17 protein-coding genes and 1 pseudogene are annotated in these 22,928 nt (G+C 74.8%); 14 read left to right on the top strand and 4 right to left on the bottom strand.

Annotated elements, in window-relative coordinates; all coding sequences use genetic code 11:
• Nucleotides 1–143: 143 nt before the first annotated feature.
• From glgX to GYH36_RS11595, 6 genes and pseudogenes are all read left to right on the top strand, one after another.
• Nucleotides 144–2,345 (top strand): glycogen debranching protein GlgX, encoded by a 2,202-nt coding sequence (gene glgX, locus GYH36_RS11615; RefSeq protein WP_162289915.1) that lies wholly within the window; start codon nucleotides 144–146, stop codon nucleotides 2,343–2,345.
• Nucleotides 2,342–2,680: pseudogene (locus GYH36_RS20340) on the top strand (alpha-amylase family glycosyl hydrolase); the annotation flags it as partial. The gene glgX and the pseudogene GYH36_RS20340, both read left to right, overlap by 4 nt.
• Nucleotides 2,681–2,976: 296 nt before the next feature.
• Nucleotides 2,977–4,986, top strand: coding sequence for a malto-oligosyltrehalose synthase (gene treY, locus GYH36_RS11610; RefSeq protein ID WP_312028606.1), 2,010 nt, complete (start codon nucleotides 2,977–2,979; stop codon nucleotides 4,984–4,986).
• Between the two features lie 53 nt (nucleotides 4,987–5,039).
• A complete protein-coding gene (gene treZ, locus GYH36_RS11605; RefSeq protein WP_162289923.1) occupies nucleotides 5,040–6,878 on the top strand; it encodes a malto-oligosyltrehalose trehalohydrolase in 1,839 nt (612 codons plus the stop codon).
• 14 nt (nucleotides 6,879–6,892) lie between these two features.
• Nucleotides 6,893–7,804 (top strand): polyphosphate kinase 2 family protein, encoded by a 912-nt coding sequence (locus GYH36_RS11600; RefSeq protein WP_024839554.1) that lies wholly within the window; start codon nucleotides 6,893–6,895, stop codon nucleotides 7,802–7,804.
• Nucleotides 7,801–8,364, top strand: coding sequence for a GNAT family N-acetyltransferase (locus GYH36_RS11595; protein ID WP_034603489.1), 564 nt, complete (start codon nucleotides 7,801–7,803; stop codon nucleotides 8,362–8,364). Before GYH36_RS11600 ends, GYH36_RS11595 begins: the two co-directional genes overlap by 4 nt.
• Nucleotides 8,365–8,375: 11 nt before the next feature.
• On the opposite strand, the gene zapE is transcribed toward GYH36_RS11595, so the two are convergent.
• Nucleotides 8,376–9,491 carry a cell division protein ZapE gene (gene zapE, locus GYH36_RS11590; protein WP_376739823.1) on the bottom strand — a complete coding sequence of 372 codons (1,116 nt, stop codon included), beginning with the start codon at nucleotides 9,489–9,491 and terminating at the stop codon, nucleotides 8,376–8,378.
• A 37-nt stretch (nucleotides 9,492–9,528) separates the two neighbouring features.
• Here zapE and GYH36_RS11585 point away from each other — a divergent pair, with 37 nt between their 5' ends.
• Together GYH36_RS11585 and GYH36_RS11580 are read left to right on the top strand one after the other, a co-directional pair.
• Entirely contained in the window at nucleotides 9,529–10,401 is an 873-nt protein-coding gene (locus tag GYH36_RS11585) for a dihydrofolate reductase family protein (RefSeq protein ID WP_312028605.1), read from the top strand.
• Nucleotides 10,402–10,406: 5 nt separating this feature from the next.
• Complete coding sequence (locus GYH36_RS11580) at nucleotides 10,407–10,892, top strand: hypothetical protein (RefSeq protein ID WP_115942472.1); 486 nt, start codon at nucleotides 10,407–10,409, stop codon at nucleotides 10,890–10,892.
• A gap of 38 nt (nucleotides 10,893–10,930) precedes the next feature.
• Here GYH36_RS11580 and cuyB read toward each other — a convergent pair whose 3' ends face one another.
• Nucleotides 10,931–11,671 (bottom strand): cysteate racemase, encoded by a 741-nt coding sequence (gene cuyB / locus GYH36_RS11575; RefSeq protein WP_162289914.1) that lies wholly within the window; start codon nucleotides 11,669–11,671, stop codon nucleotides 10,931–10,933.
• A 119-nt stretch (nucleotides 11,672–11,790) separates the two neighbouring features.
• Between cuyB and GYH36_RS11570 the strand changes: the two genes are divergently transcribed.
• Nucleotides 11,791–13,023, top strand: coding sequence for a carboxylate--amine ligase (locus tag GYH36_RS11570; protein ID WP_162289913.1), 1,233 nt, complete (start codon nucleotides 11,791–11,793; stop codon nucleotides 13,021–13,023).
• Between the two features lie 36 nt (nucleotides 13,024–13,059).
• Here the strand turns inward: GYH36_RS11570 and GYH36_RS11565 are convergent, their stop codons facing one another.
• Nucleotides 13,060–14,229 (bottom strand): DegT/DnrJ/EryC1/StrS family aminotransferase, encoded by a 1,170-nt coding sequence (locus GYH36_RS11565; RefSeq protein ID WP_155099723.1) that lies wholly within the window; start codon nucleotides 14,227–14,229, stop codon nucleotides 13,060–13,062.
• Between the two features lie 207 nt (nucleotides 14,230–14,436).
• Nucleotides 14,437–15,873, bottom strand: a complete 1,437-nt coding sequence (gene gnd, locus GYH36_RS11560) for an NADP-dependent phosphogluconate dehydrogenase (protein WP_024839546.1) — start codon at nucleotides 15,871–15,873, stop codon at nucleotides 14,437–14,439.
• Between the two features lie 269 nt (nucleotides 15,874–16,142).
• Between gnd and GYH36_RS11555 the strand changes: the two genes are divergently transcribed.
• The 5 genes from GYH36_RS11555 to GYH36_RS11535 all read left to right on the top strand — a co-directional run bounded on the left by GYH36_RS11555 (nucleotide 16,143) and on the right by GYH36_RS11535 (nucleotide 22,782).
• Nucleotides 16,143–16,763, top strand: coding sequence for a DUF3000 domain-containing protein (locus GYH36_RS11555; protein ID WP_024839545.1), 621 nt, complete (start codon nucleotides 16,143–16,145; stop codon nucleotides 16,761–16,763).
• The gene (locus tag GYH36_RS11550) at nucleotides 16,760–18,034 is read left to right on the top strand and encodes an HRDC domain-containing protein (protein WP_024839544.1); all 1,275 of its coding nucleotides are present in this window, start codon (nucleotides 16,760–16,762) and stop codon (nucleotides 18,032–18,034) included. Before GYH36_RS11555 ends, GYH36_RS11550 begins: the two co-directional genes overlap by 4 nt.
• A 21-nt stretch (nucleotides 18,035–18,055) precedes the next feature.
• On the top strand, nucleotides 18,056–19,099 hold the full coding sequence (locus tag GYH36_RS11545) for a lipid II:glycine glycyltransferase FemX (protein ID WP_312028604.1): 1,044 nt from the start codon (nucleotides 18,056–18,058) through the stop codon (nucleotides 19,097–19,099).
• A gap of 192 nt (nucleotides 19,100–19,291) precedes the next feature.
• Nucleotides 19,292–20,614: a thiolase family protein gene (locus GYH36_RS11540; protein ID WP_162289912.1), complete on the top strand. Its 1,323-nt coding sequence runs from the start codon at nucleotides 19,292–19,294 to the stop codon at nucleotides 20,612–20,614.
• Between the two features lie 2 nt (nucleotides 20,615–20,616).
• Nucleotides 20,617–22,782, top strand: coding sequence for a 3-hydroxyacyl-CoA dehydrogenase NAD-binding domain-containing protein (locus GYH36_RS11535; RefSeq protein ID WP_162289911.1), 2,166 nt, complete (start codon nucleotides 20,617–20,619; stop codon nucleotides 22,780–22,782).
• Nucleotides 22,783–22,928: the final 146 nt, after the last annotated feature.

Raw genomic sequence — 22,928 nt, 5'->3', positions numbered from 1 at the left:
GGGTGAGACGACGAGCCGGGCGCGGGCCGCGCCATCATGAGCGCTTGGCACACTTTTTCTGCGACGTCATCCGGAAACGGAGTTTCGCCACGGAAGGCGTCCTGCGACGACACGGACCGGGGCCCCGTGAAATCCTCGGGGACATGCAGACCTGGCCAGGCCACCCCTACCCGCTCGGCGCCACGTACGACGGCTCGGGGACCAACTTCGCCCTCTTCTCCGAGGTCGCCGAGCGCGTCGAGCTCTGCCTCTTCGACGACGACGGCACCGAGACCCGCGTCGACGTCGAGGAGGTCGACGCGCACGTCTGGCACGTCTACCTGCCCGGCAAGGGCCCCGGCACGCGCTACGGCTACCGCGTGCACGGGCCGTACGACCCCGCGAACGGCCACCGCTGCAACCCGGCGAAGCTGCTCCTGGACCCGTACGCGAAGGCGATCGAGGGACAGATCGACGGCGACGAGTCGCTGTTCTCCTACCGCTTCGGCGACGGCGGCGAGGTCACCGCGGACGACGACGCGGGCGAGGGCGACGACGGCGACTCCCCCGCTCCCCCGCGCAACGACGACGACTCCGCGGGCCACACGATGATGTCGGTCGTCATCAACCCCTACTTCGACTGGGGCCACGACCGCCCGCCGAACCGGGACTACCACGACAGCGTCATCTACGAGGCGCACGTCAAGGGCATGACGATGCTCCACCCGGACGTGCCCGAGGAGCTGCGCGGCACCTACGCGGGGATGGCGCACCCGGCCGTGATCGAGCACCTCGTGACGCTCGGCGTCACGGCGGTCGAGCTCATGCCGGTGCACCAGTTCGTCAACGACCCGACGCTCGTGGAGCGCGGGCTGTCGAACTACTGGGGCTACAACACGATCGGCTTCTTCGCGCCGCACAACGGGTACGCGGCGTACGGGACGCGCGGCCAGCAGGTCATGGAGTTCAAGACCATGGTCAAGGCCCTGCACGAGGCCGGCATCGAGGTCATCCTCGACGTCGTCTACAACCACACGGCCGAGGGCAACCACCTCGGGCCGACGCTGAGCTTCCGCGGGATCGACAACAAGGCGTACTACCGGCTCGTGGACGGCGACGAGGCGCACTACTTCGACACGACGGGCACGGGCAACTCGCTGCTCATGCGCTCGCCGCACGTGCTCCAGCTCATCATGGACTCGCTGCGGTACTGGGTGACCGAGATGCACGTGGACGGGTTCCGCTTCGACCTCGCGGCGACGCTGGCCCGCCAGTTCCACGAGGTGGACCGCCTGTCGGCGTTCTTCGACATCGTGCAGCAGGACCCGGTGATCTCCCAGGTCAAGCTCATCGCGGAGCCGTGGGACCTCGGCGACGGCGGCTACCAGGTGGGCGGCTTCCCGCCGCTGTGGACCGAGTGGAACGGGCGCTACCGCGACACGGTGCGCGACTTCTGGCGCGGCGAGCCGTCGACGCTGCCCGAGCTCGCGAGCCGGCTCACCGGGTCGTCCGACCTCTACGAGCACAGCGGCCGCAAGCCCATCGCGTCGATCAACTTCGTCACGGCGCACGACGGCTTCACGCTCAACGACCTCGTGTCCTACGACGAGAAGCACAACGAGGCCAACGGCGAGGACAACAACGACGGCGAGAGCCACAACCGGTCGTGGAACTGCGGCGTCGAGGGCCCTACCGACGACCCGGAGGTGCGGGCGCTGCGCGCGCGCCAGCGGCGCAACATCCTCGCGACGCTGCTGCTCTCCCAGGGCGTGCCGATGCTCGCGCACGGCGACGAGATCGCGCGCACGCAGGGCGGCAACAACAACGGGTACTGCCAGGACAACCCGATCACGTGGATGGACTGGGGCGGCGAGGACGGCCTCGACGACGAGCGGGCCGCGCTCCTCGACTTCGCGCGCCACGTCGTGTGGCTGCGGCGCGACCACCCCGTGCTGCACCGCCGCCGGTTCTTCGTCGGGCGCGGCGAGGGAGCGAGCGTCGAGGCGCCCGCGTCGCCCGACGACCTGCCGGACATCGAGTGGCTCGACATCACGGGGTCGCGCATGAACCAGGAGGACTGGGACCAGTCCTACGCGCGCAGCGTCATGGTCTTCCTCAACGGCGACGCGATCCCCGAGCACGACCGGCGCGGCGAGCCCGTGGTCGACGACTCGTTCCTGCTCCTGCTCAACGCGCACTCCGACGAGCTCGAGTTCACCGTGCCGCCGGCGGCGTACGGCGAGAGCTGGGACGTCGTGCTCGACACGGACGGCACGGTCGACGCGGGCGACTCGCTGCACCCCGGGGACACGGTGCCCGTGACGGGTCGCAGCGTCATCGTTCTGACCCGGCCGCCGCTGCGATGACGGCCGCCACCCCCGGCGCGCACGGCGCGCCGCCCCGCGTCCCCGTGTCCACGTACCGGCTCCAGCTCGGCCCCGACCTCACGTTCGACGACGCCGCGCGCCAGGTGCCCTACCTCGCGTCGCTCGGCGTCACGCACCTCTACCTGTCCCCCGTGCTCCAGGCGGCGCCCGGGTCGACGCACGGGTACGACGTCGTCGACCACGCGCGCGTGAGCGCCGAGCTCGGCGGGCGCGACGGGCTCGAGCGCCTGTCGGCCGCGGCGCGCGCCGCCGGCCTCGGCATGGTGCTCGACGTCGTGCCGAACCACATGGCCGTCCCGACGCCCGCGTGGCACAACCGCGCGCTGTGGTCCGTGCTCGAGGAGGGACCGGACTCGCCGTACGCCCGGTGGTTCGACGTCGACTGGTCGGCGGGCGAGGGCGCCGTCCTCATGCCGGTGCTCGGCGCGCGCCTGGGCGACGTCCTCGCCGCGGGCGAGATCGCGCTCGACGAGGTCGAGGTCCCGGGCACGCCCGGCCCCCGGCGCGTGCTGCGCTACTACGACCACGTCTTCCCCGTGCGCGCCGGACGGAGGACCTGCCGCTCGCGGAGCTCGTCGAGCGCCAGCACTACCGGCTCGCGTACTGGCGCGTGGGCGACGAGGAGCTCAACTACCGCCGCTTCTTCGACGTCGGGTCGCTCGTCGCGGTCCGGGTCGAGGACGAGGAGGTGTTCGACGCGACGCACGCGCTCGTGCTCGACCTCGTCGCCGACGGGACGGTCGACGGGCTGCGCATCGACCACCCGGACGGGCTCGCGGACCCGGGGCAGTACCTCCAGCGGCTCGCGGACCGCACCGACGGGGCGTGGGTCGTCGTCGAGAAGATCCTCGCGGGCGAGGAGCAGGTGCCGCCGGACTGGGCGACCGTCGGGACGACGGGCTACGACGTCGCGTGGCGCCTGCAGCAGCTCTTCGTCGACCCGGGCGGCCGGGCCGGTCTGGACGCGGTGATGACGCGCCTCACGGGCGCCGCGCCCGGGGGGCTCGGCGCGGTCGTCGAGCAGGCGAAGCGCGAGGTCGTCACCGGGCCGCTCTACGCGGAGGTGCACCGCCTCACGGACCTCGCGGCCGCCGTCTGCCACGACGACCCCCGCTTGCGCGACCACACGTGGCGCGGCCTTCACCAGTGCCTGCGCGAGCTGCTCGTCGCGTTCGACCGGTACCGCGCGTACGTGGTGCCGGGCACGCCGCCGCGGCACGAGGCGGTCCGGGCGGTCGAGGAGGCGGCCGACCGGGCGCGCGCCCGGCTCGACCCGCAGCGCGCGGAGACGCTGGACGTCGTCGTGGACCTCGTGCTGGGCCGGGAGGCCGGCAGCGCGGGCCGGCGACGCGAGGCACGCCGCGACGAGCTCGTCGTGCGGTTCCAGCAGGTGTGCGGCGCGGTGACGGCGAAGGGCGTCGAGGACACCGCGTTCTACCGGTGGACCGAGCTCGTCAGCCTGTGCGAGGTCGGGGGCGAGCCGGACCGGTTCAGCCTCGGCGTGCACGACTGGCACGCGTTCGCGCAGCGGTTCGCGGCGCTCACGCCGCACGCGCTCACGGCGGGCTCGACGCACGACACCAAGCGCGGCGAGGACACGCGCGCGGCCCTCGGCGTGCTGTCCGAGGACGCCGCCGGGTGGTCGCGGCTCGTCGACGAGGTCCGCGCGGCGACCGCGCCCTACCGCGGGGTGCTCGTCGACGGCCTCGCGGAGAACCTGCTGTGGCAGACCGTCGCCGGGACGTGGCTCCCGGACGCGGGCGCCGCGGCGGAGGGCGCCGCGGGGGCGACCGACACCGCGATCGCGCCCGACCGCCTCGTCGACTACCTGCGCAAGGCGCTGCGCGAGGCGAAGGTCGCCACGTCGTGGACGAGCCCGGACGAGGCGTACGAGGAGGCCGTGGCCGACCTCGCGCGCCGCGCGCTCGCCGACCCGGTGGTGACGGGGGCGTTCGCCCGCTGGGCGCACAAGCACCGCGAGCACCTGCGCGCGGCGAGCCTCGGCCTCACCCTGGCGAGGCTCACCGCGCCGGGCGTGGCCGACGTCTACCAGGGCGCCGAGTCGTACGCGCCGACGCTCGTGGACCCCGACAACCGGCGGCCCGTGGACACGGTCGCCCTCGGGGCACGGCTCGCGCGGCTCGACGCCGGCTCCCCCGCGCGCACGCTCGCCGACGAGAAGCTGCTCGTCACGGCGCGCGCCCTGCGCGTGCGCCGCGCCCTCGCGGCCGCGTTCGTCGGCGAGGGCGCGGGCTACGCGCCGGTCGCGACCTCGACGCCGTGCGCCCTCGCGTTCGCGCGCACGACCCCGGGCGACGACGCGGGTGACGACGGCGCGGGCGGCGACGGGACGGGCGTCGCGCGCGTCGTGACGGTCGCGACGCGCCTCGCCGGGACGGTCGACCGCCTCGGCGGCTGGCGCGACCACGTGGTGACGCTGCCCGAGGGCGCGGGCGCGTGGGTCGACGTGCTCACCGGCCGCGAGCACGCACCGGGCACGGTGCGCGTCGCCGACCTGCTCGCCGACCTGCCGGTCGCGCTGCTCGTCGAGCCGTCCGCCGCGAGCGCCGCGACCGCGGGCGCGCCGGCCGGGCACGAGGACGCCGGGGGCGCGTCGTGACCGCCGACCCGCCCGTCCCGCCGTCCTCCGTGCCCGCGCCGCGCGCGACGCCGATGCTCGCGGTGCCCGGCCCGCGGCCCGTGGTGTGGGCACCGACCGCGCGCAGCGTCGACCTGCTCCTGCCCGAGCCGGGCACGGGCACGTTCGAGGGCGCGCGACGCCTGCCGCTGCGCCTCGTGGGCGCGCACGTCCCGGGCTGGTGGGGCTACGACCACGAGCTGCCGTGGGGCACGGACTACGGGTTCGCGGTCGACGGCGGGCCCGGCCGGCCGGACCCGCGCAGCCCGTGGCAGCCGTACGGCGTGCACGGGCCGAGCCGCACGTTCGACCCCGCGTTCGCGTGGACCGACGACGCGTGGCCGGGCCGCGACGTGCGCGGCGAGGTGGTCTACGAGCTCCACGTCGGGACGTTCACGCCGCAGGGCACGCTCGACGCCGCGATCGACCGGCTCGACCACCTCGTGGACCTGGGCGTCGGCGCGGTCGAGCTCCTGCCCGTCGCCGCGTTCGGCGGTGAGCGGGGCTGGGGCTACGACGGCGTGCACCTGTACGCGGTGCACGACCCGTACGGCGGGCCGCGCGCGCTGCAGCGGTTCGTCGACGCGGCGCACGCGCGCGGGCTCGCCGTCGTGCTCGACGTCGTCTACAACCACCTCGGGCCGTCGGGCAACTACCTCCCGGAGTTCGGCCCGTACTTCACGGACGCGCACACGACCCCGTGGGGCGCTGCGGTGAACCTCGACCGCCCGAGCAGCCGCGAGGTGCGCGAGTGGGTGATCGACAACGCCGAGCGGTGGTTCGTCGAGTTCCACGTGGACGCGCTGCGCCTCGACGCGGTCCACGCGCTCGTCGACGAGTCGCCCACGCACCTGCTGGCCGAGCTCGCGCGCCGCGTCGAGCGCGTCGAGGAGGCGCTCGGACGCCCGCTGACGCTCGTCGCCGAGTCGGACGAGAACGACCCGGCGACGGTGACCGGCGTCGAGCAGGGCGGGCGCGGGATGCACGCGCAGTGGGCGGACGACGTCCACCACGCCGTGCACGCGCTCCTCACGGGCGAGCGCCAGGGGTACTACGTCGACTTCGGGTCGGTCGCGGTGCTGCGCAAGGCCCTCACGGGCGTGTTCGTGCACGACGGCACGTACTCGACGTTCCGCGGCCGCACGTGGGGGCACCGCGTCCCGGCGGGGACGGACGGGCACGCGTTCGTCGTGAGCTCCCAGAACCACGACCAGGTGGGCAACCGCGCGCACGGGGACCGGCCGTCGGCCACGCTCGACGGCGGCGGCCTGGCCGCGGCCGCGGCGCTCGTGCTGGTCTCGCCGTTCACGCCGATGCTCTTCATGGGCGAGGAGTGGGGTGCGTCCACGCCGTGGCAGTTCTTCACCGACCACGCCGAGCCGGAGCTCGCCGAGGCGGTCCGGCGCGGGCGCGCCGCGGAGTTCTCCGACCACGGGTGGGGCGACGGCTCGCCCGTGCCCGACCCGCAGGACCCGACGACGCGCGACGCGAGCGTGCTCGACTGGTCCGAGCGCGAGCGGGGCGAGCACGCGCGGCTGCTCGCGTGGTACCGCACGCTCGTCGGCCTGCGGTCGCGGCCGGACGTGCGCTCGGGCGACCTGTCGGTCGTGCGCCTGCACGGCCCGGGCGGCGCCGACGACGACGCCGCCGGGGAGGAGGCGCGCACCGCCGCGGCCCCGCTCGACGGCCCGGCGTTCGTCGTCGACCGGCGCACGGTCGCGGTCGCGGTGAACCTCGGCGCCGAGGCGCGCCGGCTGCGGCTCGCCCTGGGCGGCACGCCGCGCGTCCTCGCAGCGTGGGACCCGGCGACCCGCGTCCAGCGGCGCTCGGTCGAGCTGCCCGCGCGTTCGGTCGCCGTCCTGTCCTGGGTGTGACTACGCTCACGCCCATGTCGACGACGAAGAAGTCCACGAAGCCGAGGAAGGCGTCGAAGGGCGCCGCGGACCCCGCGCTCGACGCGGACTGGGAGGTCGCGCCGACGCAGGCGCTGCGCGTCGGACCGGGCTTCGACCTCGCGGCGTTCGACCGGCGCTCGACCCCGGGGTTCGCGGGCGACAAGGCGTCCGGGCAGGCGCTCGTCGCGCGGCACGCGGACGAGCTGTCCGAGCTCCAGGAGAGGCTCTTCGCCGAGGGCCGCTCGGGCGGCTCGCGCTCGGTGCTCCTCGTCCTGCAGGGCATGGACACCGCGGGCAAGGGCGGGATCGTCCGGCACGTCGTCGGCCTCGTGGACCCGCAGGGCGTGGCCCACCGCTCGTTCGGCGTCCCGACGCCCGAGGAGCGCGAGCACGACTTCCTGTGGCGCATCCGCAACGCGCTCCCGCGGCCCGGGTACATCGGCGTGTTCGACCGCTCGCACTACGAGGACGTGCTCGTCGCGCGCGTGGACGAGCTCGTGCCGCCGGCGGTGTGGGAGGCGCGCTACGACGAGATCAACCGCTTCGAGGAGGAGGTCGTCGCGGCCGGTACGACGATCGTCAAGGTCGCGCTCCTCGTGTCCTACGAGGAGCAGCGCGCACGGCTCATGGAGCGGCTCGAGCGCCCGGACAAGTTCTGGAAGTACAACCCGAACGACGTGGACTCGCGCCGCAAGTGGCCCGCGTACCAGGAGGCGTACCAGGCCGTCCTCGACCGGACGAGCACCGAGACGGCGCCGTGGTACGCGATCCCCGCGGACCGCAAGTGGTTCGCGCGCCTCGCCGTGAGCGAGCTCCTGCTCGACGCGCTGCGCGGGCTCGACCTCGGCTGGCCCCCGGCGGACTTCGACGTCGAGGCCGAGAAGAAGCGCCTCGCGGCGACGTGAGCCCGCCCGGCGACCCCGAGATCGCGTTCCGGCGCCTCGCGCGCGAGGACCTGCCGACGCTCGGCGCGTGGCTCGCCCAGCCGCACGTCGCGCGCTGGTGGCACCACGAGACGACGCCGGACGCGCTCGAGCGCGACTTCGGGGCGTCCGTGCGGGGCGAGGAGCCGGGAGAGGACCTCGTGGTCCTCGTCGACGGCGTGGCCGTCGGGCTCGTGCAGCGCTCCTTCCTGCGGGACTACCCGCCGTACCGCGACGAGCTCGTCGCGGCCGGGGTCGACGTGCCCGACGGCGCGGTCACGCTCGACTACCTCCTCGGCGACCCCGCGCGCACGGGGCACGGGCTGGGCACGCGCGTCGTCGCCGAGGCCGTGCGCCGCGCGTGGGCCGAGCTCCCGGGCGCGAGCGCCGTCGTCGTGCCGGTCCCCGTCGGCAACACGGCGTCGCGGCGCGTGCTGGAGAAGGCGGGTCTGCGGCGCGTCGCGGACGCCGACCTCGAGCCGGACAACCCCGCCGACCCGCCGCAGCACGCCGTCTACCGGGCGGACCGCCCCCGTGAGTGACCCCGGGAGGGTCAGCCGGCCGCGCGGGCCAGTGCGCGACCGTCCTCGGCGAGCGCGCCGAGCCGCGAGAGCGCACGGAAGTACTTCTTGCGGTACCCGCCGCGGAGCATCTCCTCGGTGAACAGGCTCCGCTCCCCCGTGTACGTGGCCGACCCGGCGAGCAGCACCGGCACGTCGCGGTCGTAGAGCCGGTCGACGAGCACGACGAGGCGCAGCGCCGCCGACTGCTCGGTCACCGTGTGCACGCCCATGAGGGCGACGGCCTCGACGCCGTCGAGCAGCGCGCGGTAGCGGCTCGGGTGGACCTGCGACAGGTGGGCGAGCAGGTCGTCGAACGCGTCGAGCGTCGCGCCAGGCAGCCCCGCCACGGCGGCGCGCACGTCCGCCTCGGGGACCGGCGCGGAGTCCGTGACGACCGCGCGGTGCCGGTAGTCCTCGCCGTCGACGCGCAGCACCTCGAAGCGCGCCGCGAGCGCCTGGATCTCGCGCAGGAAGTCCTCGGCGGCGAACCGGCCCTCGCCGAGCGCCTCGGGCAGCGTGTTCGACGTCGCGGCGAGCGCGACGCCGCGGTCCGCGAGCTCGCGCAGGAGGCGGGACATGAGCACGGTGTCGCCCGGGTCGTCGAGCTCGAACTCGTCGATGCACACGAGCTTCTTCGTCGCCAGGGCGTCGACCGTCGCGCGGAACCCGAGCGCCCCGACGAGGTTGGTGTACTCGACGAACGTGCCGTACGCGCTGACGTCGAGCCCGACGGCGTGCGCGAGCGACGTGAGCAGGTGGGTCTTGCCGACGCCGAACCCGCCGTCCATGTAGACCGCGGGGGGCGTCTGCTTCCGCGAGCCGAACAGCCCCTTGCGCGCGGGCCTCACGACGGCGGCCGCGACCTCCTCGAGCCGGGCGACGGTGCGGGCCTGGCTCGGGTACGCGTCGTTCGCGCGGTAGGTCGAGAAGCGGGCGTCCGCGAAGTGGCGCGGCGGCACGAGGTCGGCGAGGAGCCGTGCGGGCGGCACCGCGGGCCGGACGTCCGTGAGGGCGCGCACGCGCGGCGCGTCCGGGAGAGCGGACGCGTGGGCGGTGCCGGGGAGTGCTGCGGGGGCCGGGGAGCCGCCGGTGGCGGGCGAAGTCACGAGGATCCAGCCTACGCCTGCGGCTAGCCTGGCCGCTGTGACCTCCACCACGACGCCCGCGGGCGGCGCGGCCGAGCCGCCGCGCGAGCCGGCCAGGCGCACGGACCTCCCGCCGCTCGACGTGCTCGTGCCCGCTCCCGAGCACCTCCCCCCGGACGCGCGCGAGGAGCGGCTCGCGGCGCTCTACGCGTACGGCCCGCCCGAGCGCGGCCCGAGCGTCGTGCGCGCGAACATGGTCGCGAGCGTCGACGGCGGGGCCTGGGGTCCGGACCACCGCTCGGGGTCGATCAACGACGCCGCCGACTGGCGGGTCTTCCGCGTCCTGCGCGCGCTCGCCGACGTCGTGCTCGTCGGCGCGGGGACGGCCCGCGCCGAGGGGTACACGGCGCTCGACCGGCCCCGCGGCCTGGGGCACCTGCACCCGCGCCCGCTCGAGCTCGCCGTCGTGACGCGCTCCGGGCGCGTGCCCCCGGTGCTCGCGCGCGGCGACCGTCCCCCGCTCGTGCTCACGGGCCCCGCCGGGGCGGACACGGCGCGGGGCGACGTCCCCGCGGACCGCGTGGTCGTCGTCGGGCACGACCCCGCGGACGGGGAGGAGGGAGCGCCGGACGACGCCGTCGACCTGGCCGCCGGCCTCGCCGAGCTCGCGCGCCGCGGCCTGGGGCGCGTGCTCGCCGAGGGCGGCCCGACGCTCCTGGGCGACCTGCTCGCCGCGGACCTCGTCGACGAGCTGTGCGTGACCACCGCGCCGAGCCTCGTCGGGCCCGGTCCCGGCCGGATCGTCGCCGGCGCGGGCCCTGCCACGACGCCCCGCGCCGTGCGCCTCGCGCACCTGCTGCACAGCCCCACGTCGCGGCCGGGATCGCCCGCCGGTACGACCGTCGCGCGATGGCTCGTGCCGATAGGCTGACCCGCGTGACCGACACGATCCTCGTCCTGACCGAAGACACGCTGAACCCGGCCGACGTGCAGCACATCCTGTCCCTGCACGAGGACGAGCGGCTCGCCTACCGGGTGCTGGTCCCGGCGGACACGGAGCGCAACGTCATCTCGGGGATCATCGACCACCTCAGCGTGGGCGAGCTCAAGCAGGCGTGGGACGAGGTCCTGGGCCGCGAGCCCTCCCCGACGGCGGCCAAGGCGGAGGCGAGCGAGCAGCTCGAGCGCAGCGTGGCCGAGCTCCGCGCCGCGGGCCGCGAGGCCGACGGCGCCGTCGTCGACGACGACCCGCTGCCCGCGCTGCGCACCGCCGTCGCTGCGGGCGGGGTGCGCGAGGTCGTCGTCGTCACGTACCCGCACGCCGTCGAGGACACGTTCCACACCGACTGGGCGTCCCGCGCGCGCGACGAGCTCCACGTCCCCGTGCTGCACCTGTACTCGGGCACGAGCGAGCTCGGCTGACCCGTCGGGCGGTGTGTCGGGTGCGCCCGTGACGACGGTCAGCGCTCGCGCACGCGGTGCCCCGCGCGGCGGATCGTCGCGCGCGCGAGCTGGTCGGTCGAGTCGAGGTAGAGCGGGTCGGCGAGCAGGTCGTGGTCGACGGCGACGACCGACAGCTCGGTGCAGCCCAGCACGATGACCTGGGCGCCGCGGTCGACGAGCCGACCCGCGACGGCGCGGAACGTCTCGATGTCCACCGGCCGGCCGGCCTTGACCTGCGCGTAGATGATCTGCGACACGAGCGCCTGGTCCGCCTCGTCCGGCACGAGCGCGTCGACGTCGTGGCGCGCGAACGCGTCCTGGTAGACGCCGGACGCGGCCGTCCCCGCCGTGGCGAGCAGCCCGACGGCACGCAGGCCCGGCACGCGCTCCCGGGCGGCGTCGACCGTCGTGTCGATGATGGAGACGAACGGGACGCGGATCGCGTCGAGCACCTGCTGCGTGAAGTAGTGCGCGGTGTTGCACGGCATGACGAGGAAGTCCGCGCCGAAGCGCTCGAGCCGCTGCGCGTCCCGGGCGAGCACGGGCCCCGGGTCCGCGTCGGAGCGCCCGAGGATGAAGTCCGTGCGGTCGGGGATCGTCGCGTGGTTGAGCACGACGGCGTCGACGTGGTCCTGGTCGCGCTCCGCCTCGGTGAGCTCGACGAGGAGCTGGAGGAAGTAGGCCGTGGCGAGCGGCCCGACCCCCCCGAGCACTCCGACGAGGGGCTGGGCGCTGTCCTGGTCCGGTCGCGACGTCACCCGTGGATCCTACGGCGGCCCGGGCGGGGCGCCGCCACGGCCACAGGTCCCGGCGGCGCGACCGGCCCGTAGGATGGCGACGCCCGCCGCCCGCACCACCGAACGGACCACCCGCCGCGATGACCTACGGCAACGCCGACTTCCTCCCCGTCGTCCTCGGGACCAACCTCAACACGTACAACATCGCGAGGTCGTTGCACGAGGCGTACGGCGTCCGCACGCTGGCCCTGGGCCGGTTCCCGCTGCGCGAGACCGCCGACTCACGCATCGTCGACGTGCGCACGTACCGCGACTTCGACGACCCGGAGCGCATCGTCGCCGTCCTGCGCGAGCTCGCCGCGGAGTTCCCGGGCCGCAAGCGGCTGCTCATCGCGAACATCGAGTTCTACACGAACGTCGTCATCGCGCACCGCGCCGAGCTCGAGGACCTCTACGTCATCCCGCTCGTGGGCCAGGACCTCGCCGCGCGGCTCATGAGCAAGACCGACTTCTACCGCACGTGCGCCGAGCTCGGCGTGCCGCACCCGGAGACGGTGATCGCCACGGCCGCCGACGTCGACGCCCCGGGCTTCGGCGAGGGCCTGCCGTTCCCCTACCCGCTCATCCTCAAGCCGTCGGACACGGACACCTACCCGCGCCTGCAGTTCGAGGGCAAGAAGAAGGTGTACCTCGTCCAGGACGCGGCCGAGCTGCGCGACGTCGCGCGCCGCATCTACGCCGCCGGGTACACCGACGACCTCGTCGTGCAGGAGTACCTCGCGGGCGACGAGTCGGTCATGCGCGTGGTCAACACGTACTCCGACCGGCACGGCCGCCTGCGGTTCCTGTCGGCCGCCCAGATCGTGCTCGGCGAGTACGACCCGAAGCTCGTGGGCAACTACAACGCCGTCGTGACGATGAAGGACGACAAGCTCACCGAGTCGATCCGGCACCTGCTCGACAGCCTCGGCTACGTGGGCGCGGCGAACCTCGACGTCATGTACGACCGCCGCACCGGCACGAGCAAGATCCTCGAGGTCAACCTGCGCCAGGGCGCCGCGAGCTTCTACACGATGGCCGCCGGGGGAAACCTCGCGCGCTGCTACGTCGAGGACCTCGTGCACGGGCGCGAGATTCCCGAGCAGATCACGCCCGAGGGCCGGCTGTGGGTCAACGTGCCGTACCCCGTCGTGCGCGCGCTCGTCCCGGTCTCGCTGCGCCACCGCGTGAAGAAGGCGCGCAGGCACGGCGTGTGGCACACGCTGCGCTACCGCCCGGACATGAGCCTGCGACGCCGCCTCAGCGTGTGGCGCGTCGACCTGCGCCACACGCTCGACTACGTGAAGTACGCGCGCTCGCGCCCGTCGGCCTGACTGCGGACGGACGTCGGGGTCGCCGGGTCGACGACCTCAGGCTCCGAGCGCGGACCGCACCGCCTCGACGACCCGGCGCGCGGTCGCGACCCCGACCGTCGTCGGCAGGTTCACGACGCGCGCGACGAGGTCCTCCGTCGTCGCGAGCGCGGGGTCGCCCGGCGTGTAGCCGTACACGGCCGGGTCGTCCGGGCCCGGGAACAGCGCGGGCCGGTACCACTTGCCGACGTAGAACCCGGCGGCCGTGAGCTCCCGCACGAGACGGTCGGCGGTCGCCGCGTCGGGGGCGAAGAACGGGAACCGGACGAGCGGCGCGCGCTCGCCGATCCCGGCCGGGACCTCGACGACGCCGGACAGCCCGCGCACGTACTCCGCGACCGTGTCCGCACGACGCGCCTCGACGTCGCCGCTCGACCGCAGCGCGTCGACCATGCGGTCCGTGATCCACGGCGACGGACGCTGCGGCGGGTGGGCGAGCCCGCCCCGGTTCTCCACGGGCGCGATCGCGGGCTCGTACGCGCCGACGGCGGTCAGCGCGTCGCGCACCGTCCCGGCCGCCGCTCCGGGGAGCCGGTTGAGCACGCGCACCTGGGTGCGGAAGCTGCGCGCCGCGAGGTCGAGGCGCGCGCCCACGACGGGGAGCGCGTCGAGCGCCGTGACGACCGCCGACCGCAGCGCGGGGTCGAGCGCGGGGCTGACCCACACCGCACCCCCGAACCTCGTGGGGAGCATCTTCTCCACGCCGAACGAGTGGAACGACACGTCCGCGACGGGCGAGCCGTCGGCGTCGCGCGCGAGGCGCGTCACGCAGTGCGCGCTGTCCTCGACGAGCAGCGCGCCGACGGAGCGTGCCGCGTCGCGCAGCCGCCGCGCGCCCGCGGAGTCGACGATCCCGAACGTGTTCTGCAGCACGACGGCGCGCGTGTCCGGGCCCACCGCGAGGCGGTCCGGGTCGATCGCGACGGTCGCCGGGGACACCTCGGCGTAGACCGGCCGCAGCCCCGCGACGAGGATCGGGTCGACCGCCGTCGAGCACGTGAACACCTGCGTGACGACGTCACCCGGCCCGCGCGTCCCGGCGAGCGCGCGGAAGACGACCTCCATCCCGTAGCGGGCCTTGAACACGAGGAACCAGTCGGCCGGGTCGGTGCCCGTCCGGTCGGCGAGCATCCTCGTCGCGGTCGCGTCCTGCGGGTGGCGGCTCATCGTTCTCCTGTCGTCTCGCGGCTGCTCCGGGCTGCCGGTGCCGGACCAGCCTGCCACGTCCGCGCGGGCCGTCCGCGCGGGCCGTCCGCGGGGCGTCAGCGCGGGTGCCCACACGCGGCCCCTCCTCCCGCGTCCGGCACGGACCTTCCCCCGGACGCGCCGACGGCGGTCGCCGCGCCGGAGCGCGACGACCGCCGTCGGGAGGTCTCAGGCGTCGGACTCGGTCCGGTCGCCCGACCACTCGGTGTGGAACACGCCCGGCTTGTCGACGCGGCGGTAGGTGTGCGCGCCGAAGAAGTCGCGCTGCGCCTGGATGAGCGCGGCGGGCAGGCGCTCGGCCCGCACGCCGTCGTAGTAGGCGAGCGAGGACGAGAACGCGGGCGTCGGCACGCCGTTGAGGGCCGCCTGCGACACGACGCGGCGCCACGCGGCGAGGCCGTTGCTCACCGCGCCGGTGAAGTACTCGTCCGCGAGGAGCAGCGGGAGGTGCGCGTCGCGCTCGTACGCCTCGGTGATGCGGTTGAGGAAGCGCGCGCGGATGATGCAGCCGCCGCGCCAGATGCGGGCCATGGCGCCGCGGTCGATGTCCCAGCCGTACTCCGCGGACGCCGCCGCGATCTGGTCGAAGCCCTGCGAGTACGCGACGACCTTGGACGCGTAGAGGGCGAGGCGCACGTCCTCGACGAACGCGTCGCGGTCCTGCACGTCCCACGCCGCGGCGTCGGCGGGCAGCGCCGCGCGGCCCGCCTCGCGCTGCGGGACGGAGCCGGACAGCGCGCGGGCGAACGTCGCCTCGGCGATCCCGGTGATCGGCACGCCCAGGTCGAGGCCGTTCTGCACCGTCCAGCGGCCGGTGCCCTTCTGCTCCGCCTGGTCGAGCACGACGTCGACGAACGCCTTGCCGGTCTCCGCGTCCACGTGCTGGAGCACGTCCGCGGTGATCTCGATGAGGAACGACTCGAGGTCGCCCGTGTTCCACTGCGCGAAGATCTCGCCGATCTCCTGCGCGGACGCCCCGAGCCCCTGCTTGAGCAGGTCGTACGCCTCGGCGATGAGCTGCATGTCGGCGTACTCGATGCCGTTGTGCACCATCTTGACGAAGTGGCCCGCGCCGTCCGGACCCACGTACGTGCAGCACGGCACGCCGTCGACCTTGGCGGAGATGTCCTCGAGGATCGGGCCGAGACTCTGGTAGGACTCGCGCGTGCCGCCGGGCATGATCGACGGGCCGTTGAGCGCGCCCTCCTCGCCGCCCGAGACGCCGGTGCCGACGAAGTGCAGGCCCTTGGCCGCGAGCGCCTTCTCGCGGCGGATCGTGTCGGGGAAGTGCGCGTTGCCGGCGTCGACGACGATGTCGCCCTCCTCCAGCAGCGGCACGAGCTCGTCGATGACGGCGTCGGTCGCCGCGCCGGCCTTGACCATGACGACGACCTTGCGCGGGCGCTCGAGCGAGGCGACGAAGTCCGCCATCGACTCGGACGGGACGAAGTCGCCCTCGCTGCCCGCCTCGGCGATCAGGGACTCGGTCTTGGCGTACGAGCGGTTGTGCACCGCGACCGTGTAGCCGTGCCGGGCGAAGTTGCGGGCCAGGTTGCGACCCATGACGGCGAGTCCGGTCACACCGATCTGTGCGCGTGCTGACATCTGCTTCCCTGCTCCTCGAGGGTCGGTCCCGGTGCGCGCGGCGCGCGCGGGAGGGCGCGGAGCCGGTCCGGGCCGGGCGCGGGGCACGGCCGGGTCGCACACCGGTGGATGGGTACGCGACCAGCGTAGTCCTCGTGCGCCGGGCCGCTCCCGGGGTGCCACGATCCGGTCACCCGCAGGGATCGTCACGAATCGCCGGTCACGATTCGGTGACGCCCGCGCGCCGGACGTCCGGTTCGTCCCTCCTCGCTCGTACTGTGCCTGGTGTGATGACCGCTCACGGGACCGACGCTCCCCCGGAGTTCCGTGCCGTCCTCGACGCGCTGGGCGCGCGGCGGCTGCGCCCCGAGGTCACGCTGCGCGAGGTCCCGGCGCCGCGCCGTGTCGCGCCGTGGTCGGTCGCGCTCACGGGCGAGGTGGAGGCCGCGCGCTCGGACGACCCCGAGCTCGCGTCGGGCCGCTTCATCGTGCTGCACGACCCCGAGGGCCAGGAGGCGTGGGAGGGCACGTTCCGCGTCGTGACGCTCGTGCGCGCGACGCTCGAGCCCGAGATGGCGTCGGACGAGATGCTCGCCGAGGTCGCGTGGACGTGGCTCCAGGACGCGCTGCACGCGACGGGCGCGCACGTGCGCGCCGAGGGCGGCACGGTGACGCGCGTGCTGTCGCAGAGCTTCGGGGCCCTCGCCGGCAAGCACAACGACGTCGAGCTGGAGATGCGCGCGTCGTGGACGCCGGTGCCCGCGAGCGGCACCGGTCCGGCGGACCTCGGGGACCACCTCGCGGCGTGGGCGCACCTGCTCTGCACGGCCGCCGGTCTGCCGCCCCTGCCCGACGGCGTGACGTCCCTCGGTGCCCGGCCCCGGTCGCGACGCAATACCGTGGGTCCATGAGCTCGACCGCAGCACCCGCACCTCCCCCGCTCGACCCGGAACCCGGGGCGGGTCCCGCGCCGACCGTCGTCACCCCTCTGACGGAGCCGTCCGACGGGGTCGGCCCCGTCGTCGACACCCCCGCCGCGCTCGCGCGCGTCGTCGAGGCGTTCGCCGCGGCGAGCGGACCCGTCGCCGCCGACGCCGAGCGCGCGTCGGGCTACCGCTACGGCCAGCGCACGTACCTCGTGCAGGTGCGCCGCGAGGGCGCCGGCACGGCGCTGATCGACCCCGTCGCCCTGCCGGACCTCTCGCCGCTGCGCGAGGCCGTCGGCGACGCGGAGTGGGTGCTGCACGCCGCGTCCCAGGACCTCCCGGGCCTCGCCGAGCACGGCGTGCTGCCGGCGAGCGTGTTCGACACCGAGCTCGCCGCGCGCCTGCTCGGGATGGAGCGCGTCGGCCTCGCGGCCGTGGTCGCCGAGGTCCTCGGTCTCGGCCTCGCCAAGGAGCACTCCGCCGTCGACTGGTCGACGCGCCCGCTGCCCGAGGACTGGCTGCGCTACGCGGCGCTCGACGTCGAGGTGCTCGTCCCGCTGCGCCAGGTCCTCGGGGAGCGGCTCGACGCGGCCGGCAAGGCGGAGTGGGCCGCGCAGGAGTTCGAGGCCGTGCGGACCGCGGCCCCACCCGCGCCCCGGCCCGAGCCGTGGCGTCGCACGTCGGGGACGCACACCCTGCGCGACCCGCGCCGGCTCGCGGTCGTGCGCAGCCTCTGGGAGGCGCGCGACGCGACCGCCCGGGCGCGCGACATCGCGCCGGGCCGCGTGCTGCCCGACCGCGCGATCGTCGCCGCGGCGGAGGCGCTGCCCCGCACGGCGGGTCAGCTCGTCGAGCTCCCCGCGTTCGCGGGCAAGGGCACGCGGCGGCGCGCGGCGTACTGGCAGCGCGCGATCGACGCCGCGCTCGCCCTGCCGTCGAGCGCGCTGCCGTCGACGCGCGGCCCGCGCACCGACGCGCCGCCGCCGCCGCGCGCCTGGCCGGACCGCGACCCCGGCGCGGCCGCCCGCCTCGAGGCCGCGCGCGCCGTCGTGCAGGGCCTCGCGGAGCGGTACGCGCTCCCCGTCGAGAACGTGCTCCAGCCCGACGCGCTGCGACGCGTGTGCTGGACGCCGCCCGACCCGGCGGACGCGGCCGGGATCGCCGCGTTCCTGCGCGGCCGGGGCGCGCGCGAGTGGCAGGTGTCCCTCGTCGCGGAGCCGCTCGCGGACGCGTTCGAGCGCGCCGCGGCGGCCTAGGCGCGGGGTAGGGTCGTCCGCGTGCACGACGCGAACCTGACGATCCGGACAGTGACCGACCGCGCCTCCTGGGACGCGCGGGTGAACGACCTCGGCGGCCACCCCCTGCAGCTCTGGGGCTGGGGCGAGGTCAAGGCCACGGGCGCCTGGACCCCGCACCGCGTGGAGGCGGTGGACGCCGACGGCCGCGTCCGCGGGCTCGCGCAGGTGCTCGTGCGGTCGCTGCCCGCGCAGTTCAAGGCGCTGTGCCACGTGCCGCGCGGCCCCGTGATCGCCCCCGCGGGCGACGGTTGGGGCGCGGGCCCGGGCGTGGGCGACGACGCGACGCGCGACGCGGTGACCCGAGCGGTCGTGGCGTGGTGCAAGTCGGCCGTCGGGGGCGTGGGCATCACGATCGAGCCGGACTGGCCGGTCGGGACGCACCTCGCGCTGCCCGACGCGCGCCCCGCGGCGAACCCGATCCTCTACCCGGTCACGCTGATCCTCGACCTCACGAGATCGCAGGACGAGCTGACGAAGGCGATGGGCAAGTCGACGCGGTACGACATCCGCAAGGCGGCGCGCACGGGGCTCGAGGTGCGCCGCGTGACGGACGAGGCCGAGGTGCGCCAGGTGCTCGACGTCTACCACGAGACCGCGGAGCGCGCGGGCTTCGCGCTGCACGACGACGAGTACTACCTCGCGATCCACCGCGAGCTCGGGGAGCACTCGGTGCTCGTCGCCGCGTTCTCGGAGGGCGCGCCCGTGTCCTTCGTGTGGTGCGTGTCGTCGGCGACGACGTCGTTCGAGCTGTACGGCGGGATCAACGACGCGGGGCGCAAGCTGCGCGCCAACGCGCCCGTGAAGTGGCACGCGATCACGCTCGCGCAGGAGGCCGGCCTCGTGCGCTACGACATGAACGGGCTGCTCAACGACGGGATCAGCGAGTTCAAGCGCAGCTTCGCGCAGCACGACGACGAGCTCGTGCACAGCGTCGACGTGCCGTTCTCGATGTGGTACTCCGCGTGGAACAAGGGTCTGCCGACCGCGAAGAAGGTCGTGCGCAAGCTGCGCGGGAGCCGCTGACCGCACCGTTCCCCCGGGCCCGACCGCCCGTCGAGAGACCCGGTATCGCACGATGCGATACCGGGTCTCTTGATGTCGTAGCATCGGTCTCGTGTTTTACCGATACTCGCGGTAGCGTGTATCGCACGTACGACCCGAGCGGTGCCGCTCCGGACACCGCCGTCCCGACCATCTGCATCGGATGGAGATGCCATGACCGTGGCCAACGAGGCCCCCACCGGCGCGACAGGCACCGCCGTCGACACCCCCGCCGGCTCTCCCACCCCGGCACCCACCCAGGCCGCGCGCCGCCGCCCGGTCCGCGACGTCGTCTTCGTCGAGGGCGTGCGCAGCCCGTTCGGCAAGGCGCGCCCCGACGGGATCTACGCCGAGACCCGCGCGGACGACCTCGCCGTGAAGACGATCCGCGAGCTCCTGCGCCGCCGGCCCGAGCTGCCCGCCGAGCGCATCGACGAGCTCGCGCTCGCCGCGACCACGCAGACCGGCGACCAGGGCCTCACCCTCGGCCGCAGCGTCGCCGTCCTCGCGGGCCTGCCCAAGTCCGTGCCGGGCTTCGCGATCGACCGCATGTGCGCGGGCGCGATGACCGCCGTGACGACGACCGCGGCGAACGTCGCCGTCGGCGCGCAGGACGTCGTGGTCGCGGGCGGCGTCGAGCACATGGGCCACCACCCCATGGGCGAGGGGTCGGACCCGAACCCGCGGTTCGTCGCCGAGAAGCTCGTGGACTCATCCGCGCTCGTCATGGGCGCGACGGCCGAGAACCTGCACGACCGGTACCCGCACCTCACCAAGGAGCGCGCCGACGCGTACGCGGTCGCGAGCCAGGCCAAGTACGCCAAGGCCCTCGCGAACGGCGACATCGCCCCCGACCTCGTGCCCATCGCGACCCGGTCGACCGAGCTCGGCTGGGGCCTGGCCACCGCGGACGAGCTCCCCCGCCCCGGCACGACCCTCGACGCGATCCGCGACCTCAAGACCCCGTTCCGCCCCGGCGGCAAGGTGACCGCGGGCAACGCGTCGCCGCTCACCGACGGCGCGACGGCGTGCCTGCTCGCCGCGGGCGACGTCGCCCACGAGCTCGGGCTGCCCGCGCGCATGCGCCTCGTCGCGTACGCGTACGCGGGCGTCGACCCCGAGGTCATGGGCATCGGCCCGGTCCCCGCGACCGAGCGCGCGCTCGCGTCGGCGGGCCTGACGATCGACGACATCGGCCTGTTCGAGATCAACGAGGCGTTCGCGGTCCAGGTGCTCGCGTTCCTCGACCACTTCGGCATCGCGGACGACGACGAGCGCGTCAACCAGTACGGCGGCGCCATCGCCATGGGTCACCCCCTCGCGTCGTCGGGCGTGCGCCTCATGACGCAGCTCGCGCGCCAGTTCGAGCAGCACCCCGAGGTCCGCTACGGCCTGACCACGATGTGCGTCGGGCTCGGCATGGGCGGCACCGTCATCTGGGAGAACCCGCACCACGCCGACTACTCCGGCCACACCTTCGAGACCGCGGAGAACTGACGATGAGCGCACCGACCGACACCCAGACGCCCACCGCCTCCCCGGACGCGACGACCGCCGCCCCGCGCGGCGAGCGCGTCACGCACTCGCTCGTGCGCGACGTCGCCCTCCCCGGCGGCACGGGCACGCTCGCCCTCGTCACGCTCGACAACGGGCTCGACCACACCAAGCCGACGACCCTCGGCCCGGCGGGCCTCGCGGAGCTGCACGCGGCCCTGGAGACGCTGCGGCGGCGCGCCGCGGACGGCGAGATCGTCGCCGTCGCGATCACGGGCAAGCCGTACTTCCTCGCCGCGGGCGCGGACCTCACGCAGGCCGCGGCCGTCCAGGTGCGCGACGACGCGCTCGCGCTCGGCCGCGCAGGGCACGCCGCGTACACGCTGCTGCAGGACATGGGCGTGCCGACGTTCGCGTTCGTCAACGGCGTCGCGCTCGGCGGCGGCCTCGAGGTCGCGCTGAACTGCACGTACCGCACCGTCGCGTCCGACGCCGGCGCGCTCGCGCTGCCCGAGGTCGGCCTCGGGCTCGTCCCCGGCTGGGGCGGCGCGTACCTCGTGCCGCGCCTGCTCGGCGTCGAGAAGGCGATGGACGTCATCCTCGCCCGGCCCGCCGCGAACAAGCCCTTCAAGGCGAAGGAGGCGTACGAGATCGGGCTCGTCGACGCGCTCTTCGAGGCGCCCGACTTCCTCGAGTCCTCGCTGCGCTGGGCCGAGGCCGTGCTGCGCGGCGAGATCGTCGTCGAACGGCGCGAGCTCGACCCGCAGCCCGTGTGGGACGCCGTCGTCGCCGGGACGCGTCAGCGCCTCGACGCCGTGGTCGCCGGCTCGCGCCCCGCCCCGTACCGCGCGCTCGACCTCGTCGCCGCCGCGCGCACCGCCTCGCGCGAGGAGGCGTTCGCCGCCGAGGACGAGGCCCTCGCGGACCTCATCATGAGCGACGAGATGCGCGCGAGCGTCTACGCGTTCCAGCTCGTGTCGAAGGGCAAGCGGCCCCAGGGCGCGCCCGACGCCAAGCTCGCCCGCCCCGTCACCCGCGTCGGGATCGTCGGCGCGGGTCTCATGGCCGCGCAGATCGCGCTGCTGTTCGCCCAGCGTCTCCAGGTGCCGGTCGTCATGCGCGACCTCGACCAGGAGCGCGTCGACAAGGGCCTCGGCTACGTCCGCTCGACGGTCGAGAAGCTCGTCGGTACGGGCCGCATGTCCTCCGACACGGGCGCGCGCATCCTCGGCTCCGTGCACGGCACGACGGAGATCGGCGACTTCGCGGGCTGCGACGTCGTCATCGAGGCGGTCACCGAGATCCTGCCGCTCAAGAAGAAGGTCTTCGCGGAGCTCGAGGAGATCGTCTCCCCCGAGGCGGTGCTGCTCACCAACACGTCGGCGCTGTCGATCACGGAGATGGCGGCGGACCTGCGCCACCCCGAGCGCGTCGTCGGGATGCACTTCTTCAACCCCGTCGCGCAGATGCCGCTCGTCGAGATCATCCAGGCGGCGAAGACCGACGACGCCGCCCTCGCGACGGCGTTCGCCATGACGAAGAAGCTCCGCAAGACGGCCGTGCTCGTCGCCGACCGGCCGGGCTTCGTCGTCAACCGCCTGCTCATCCTGCTCATGGGCAAGATCGTCGAGGCGGTCGAGAACGGCACGCCCGTCGAGGTCGCGGACCGTGCGGTCGCGCCGCTCGGCCTGCCGATGCCGCCGTTCGCGCTGTTCGACCTCGTCGGCCCGGCCGTCGGCCTGCACGTCCTCACGTCGCTGCGCGAGGACCTGGGCGACCGCTTCCCGGAGTCCCCCGGCCTCCAGCGCATCGTCGACGAGCAGATCCCCGTCGTGCTCGACGCGCCGAAGGGTCTGCCCAAGCCGGTCGACCCGGCGATCCAGCGGGTGTTCGGCACGGGCGAGGCGGGCGGCCCGCGTGAGCTCGACGAGGCGGGCGTGCTCGACTCGGTGCTCACGGCGCTCACGGCGGAGATCGGGCTCATGCTCGACGAGGGCGTGGTCTCGAGCCCCTCGCAGATCGACCTGTGCATGATCCTCGGCGCGGGGTGGGGCTTCCACCTCGGCGGCATCACGCCGTACCTCGACCGCACGGGGTACAGCGAGAAGGTCCTGGGCCGGCGCTTCCTGCCGGACGGCGTCGCGAACGTCCCGGCGGCGTCGCGCGTCTGACGAGACCCGGCAGCGATCCGGCTGCCGAGCATGTGGTTTTTGGCCCGCACCCGGGGGGGGGCGGGCCACAAACCCTAGACGGGCCCCCGGGGGGGGGGCCGGGGGCGGGAGGGGTGCCCCCCCCCCGGCCCGGCCCACAACCCCCG

This window comes from Cellulosimicrobium composti (assembly GCF_010287905.1).
Classification (GTDB): Bacteria; Actinomycetota; Actinomycetes; order Actinomycetales; family Cellulomonadaceae; genus Cellulosimicrobium; species Cellulosimicrobium composti.
Note: the sequence above shows the minus strand (reverse complement) of the source record. Positions and strands in the feature narration are given on the sequence as shown.

What these genes read in the sequence shown, in the direction of transcription:
- glgX (WP_162289915.1), top strand. Translation starts at nt 144, where the DNA reads ATGCAGACCTGGCCAGGCCACCCCTACCCGCTCGGCGCCACGTACGAC.
- treZ (WP_162289923.1), top strand. Translation starts at nt 5,040, where the DNA reads ATGCTCGCGGTGCCCGGCCCGCGGCCCGTGGTGTGGGCACCGACCGCG.
- GYH36_RS11600 (WP_024839554.1), top strand. Translation starts at nt 6,893, where the DNA reads ATGTCGACGACGAAGAAGTCCACGAAGCCGAGGAAGGCGTCGAAGGGC.
- GYH36_RS11570 (WP_162289913.1), top strand. Translation starts at nt 11,791, where the DNA reads ATGACCTACGGCAACGCCGACTTCCTCCCCGTCGTCCTCGGGACCAAC.
- GYH36_RS11565 (WP_155099723.1), bottom strand. Translation starts at nt 14,229, where the DNA reads ATGAGCCGCCACCCGCAGGACGCGACCGCGACGAGGATGCTCGCCGAC.
- gnd (WP_024839546.1), bottom strand. Translation starts at nt 15,873, where the DNA reads ATGTCAGCACGCGCACAGATCGGTGTGACCGGACTCGCCGTCATGGGT.
- GYH36_RS11555 (WP_024839545.1), top strand. Translation starts at nt 16,143, where the DNA reads ATGACCGCTCACGGGACCGACGCTCCCCCGGAGTTCCGTGCCGTCCTC.
- GYH36_RS11550 (WP_024839544.1), top strand. Translation starts at nt 16,760, where the DNA reads ATGAGCTCGACCGCAGCACCCGCACCTCCCCCGCTCGACCCGGAACCC.
- GYH36_RS11540 (WP_162289912.1), top strand. Translation starts at nt 19,292, where the DNA reads ATGACCGTGGCCAACGAGGCCCCCACCGGCGCGACAGGCACCGCCGTC.
- GYH36_RS11535 (WP_162289911.1), top strand. Translation starts at nt 20,617, where the DNA reads ATGAGCGCACCGACCGACACCCAGACGCCCACCGCCTCCCCGGACGCG.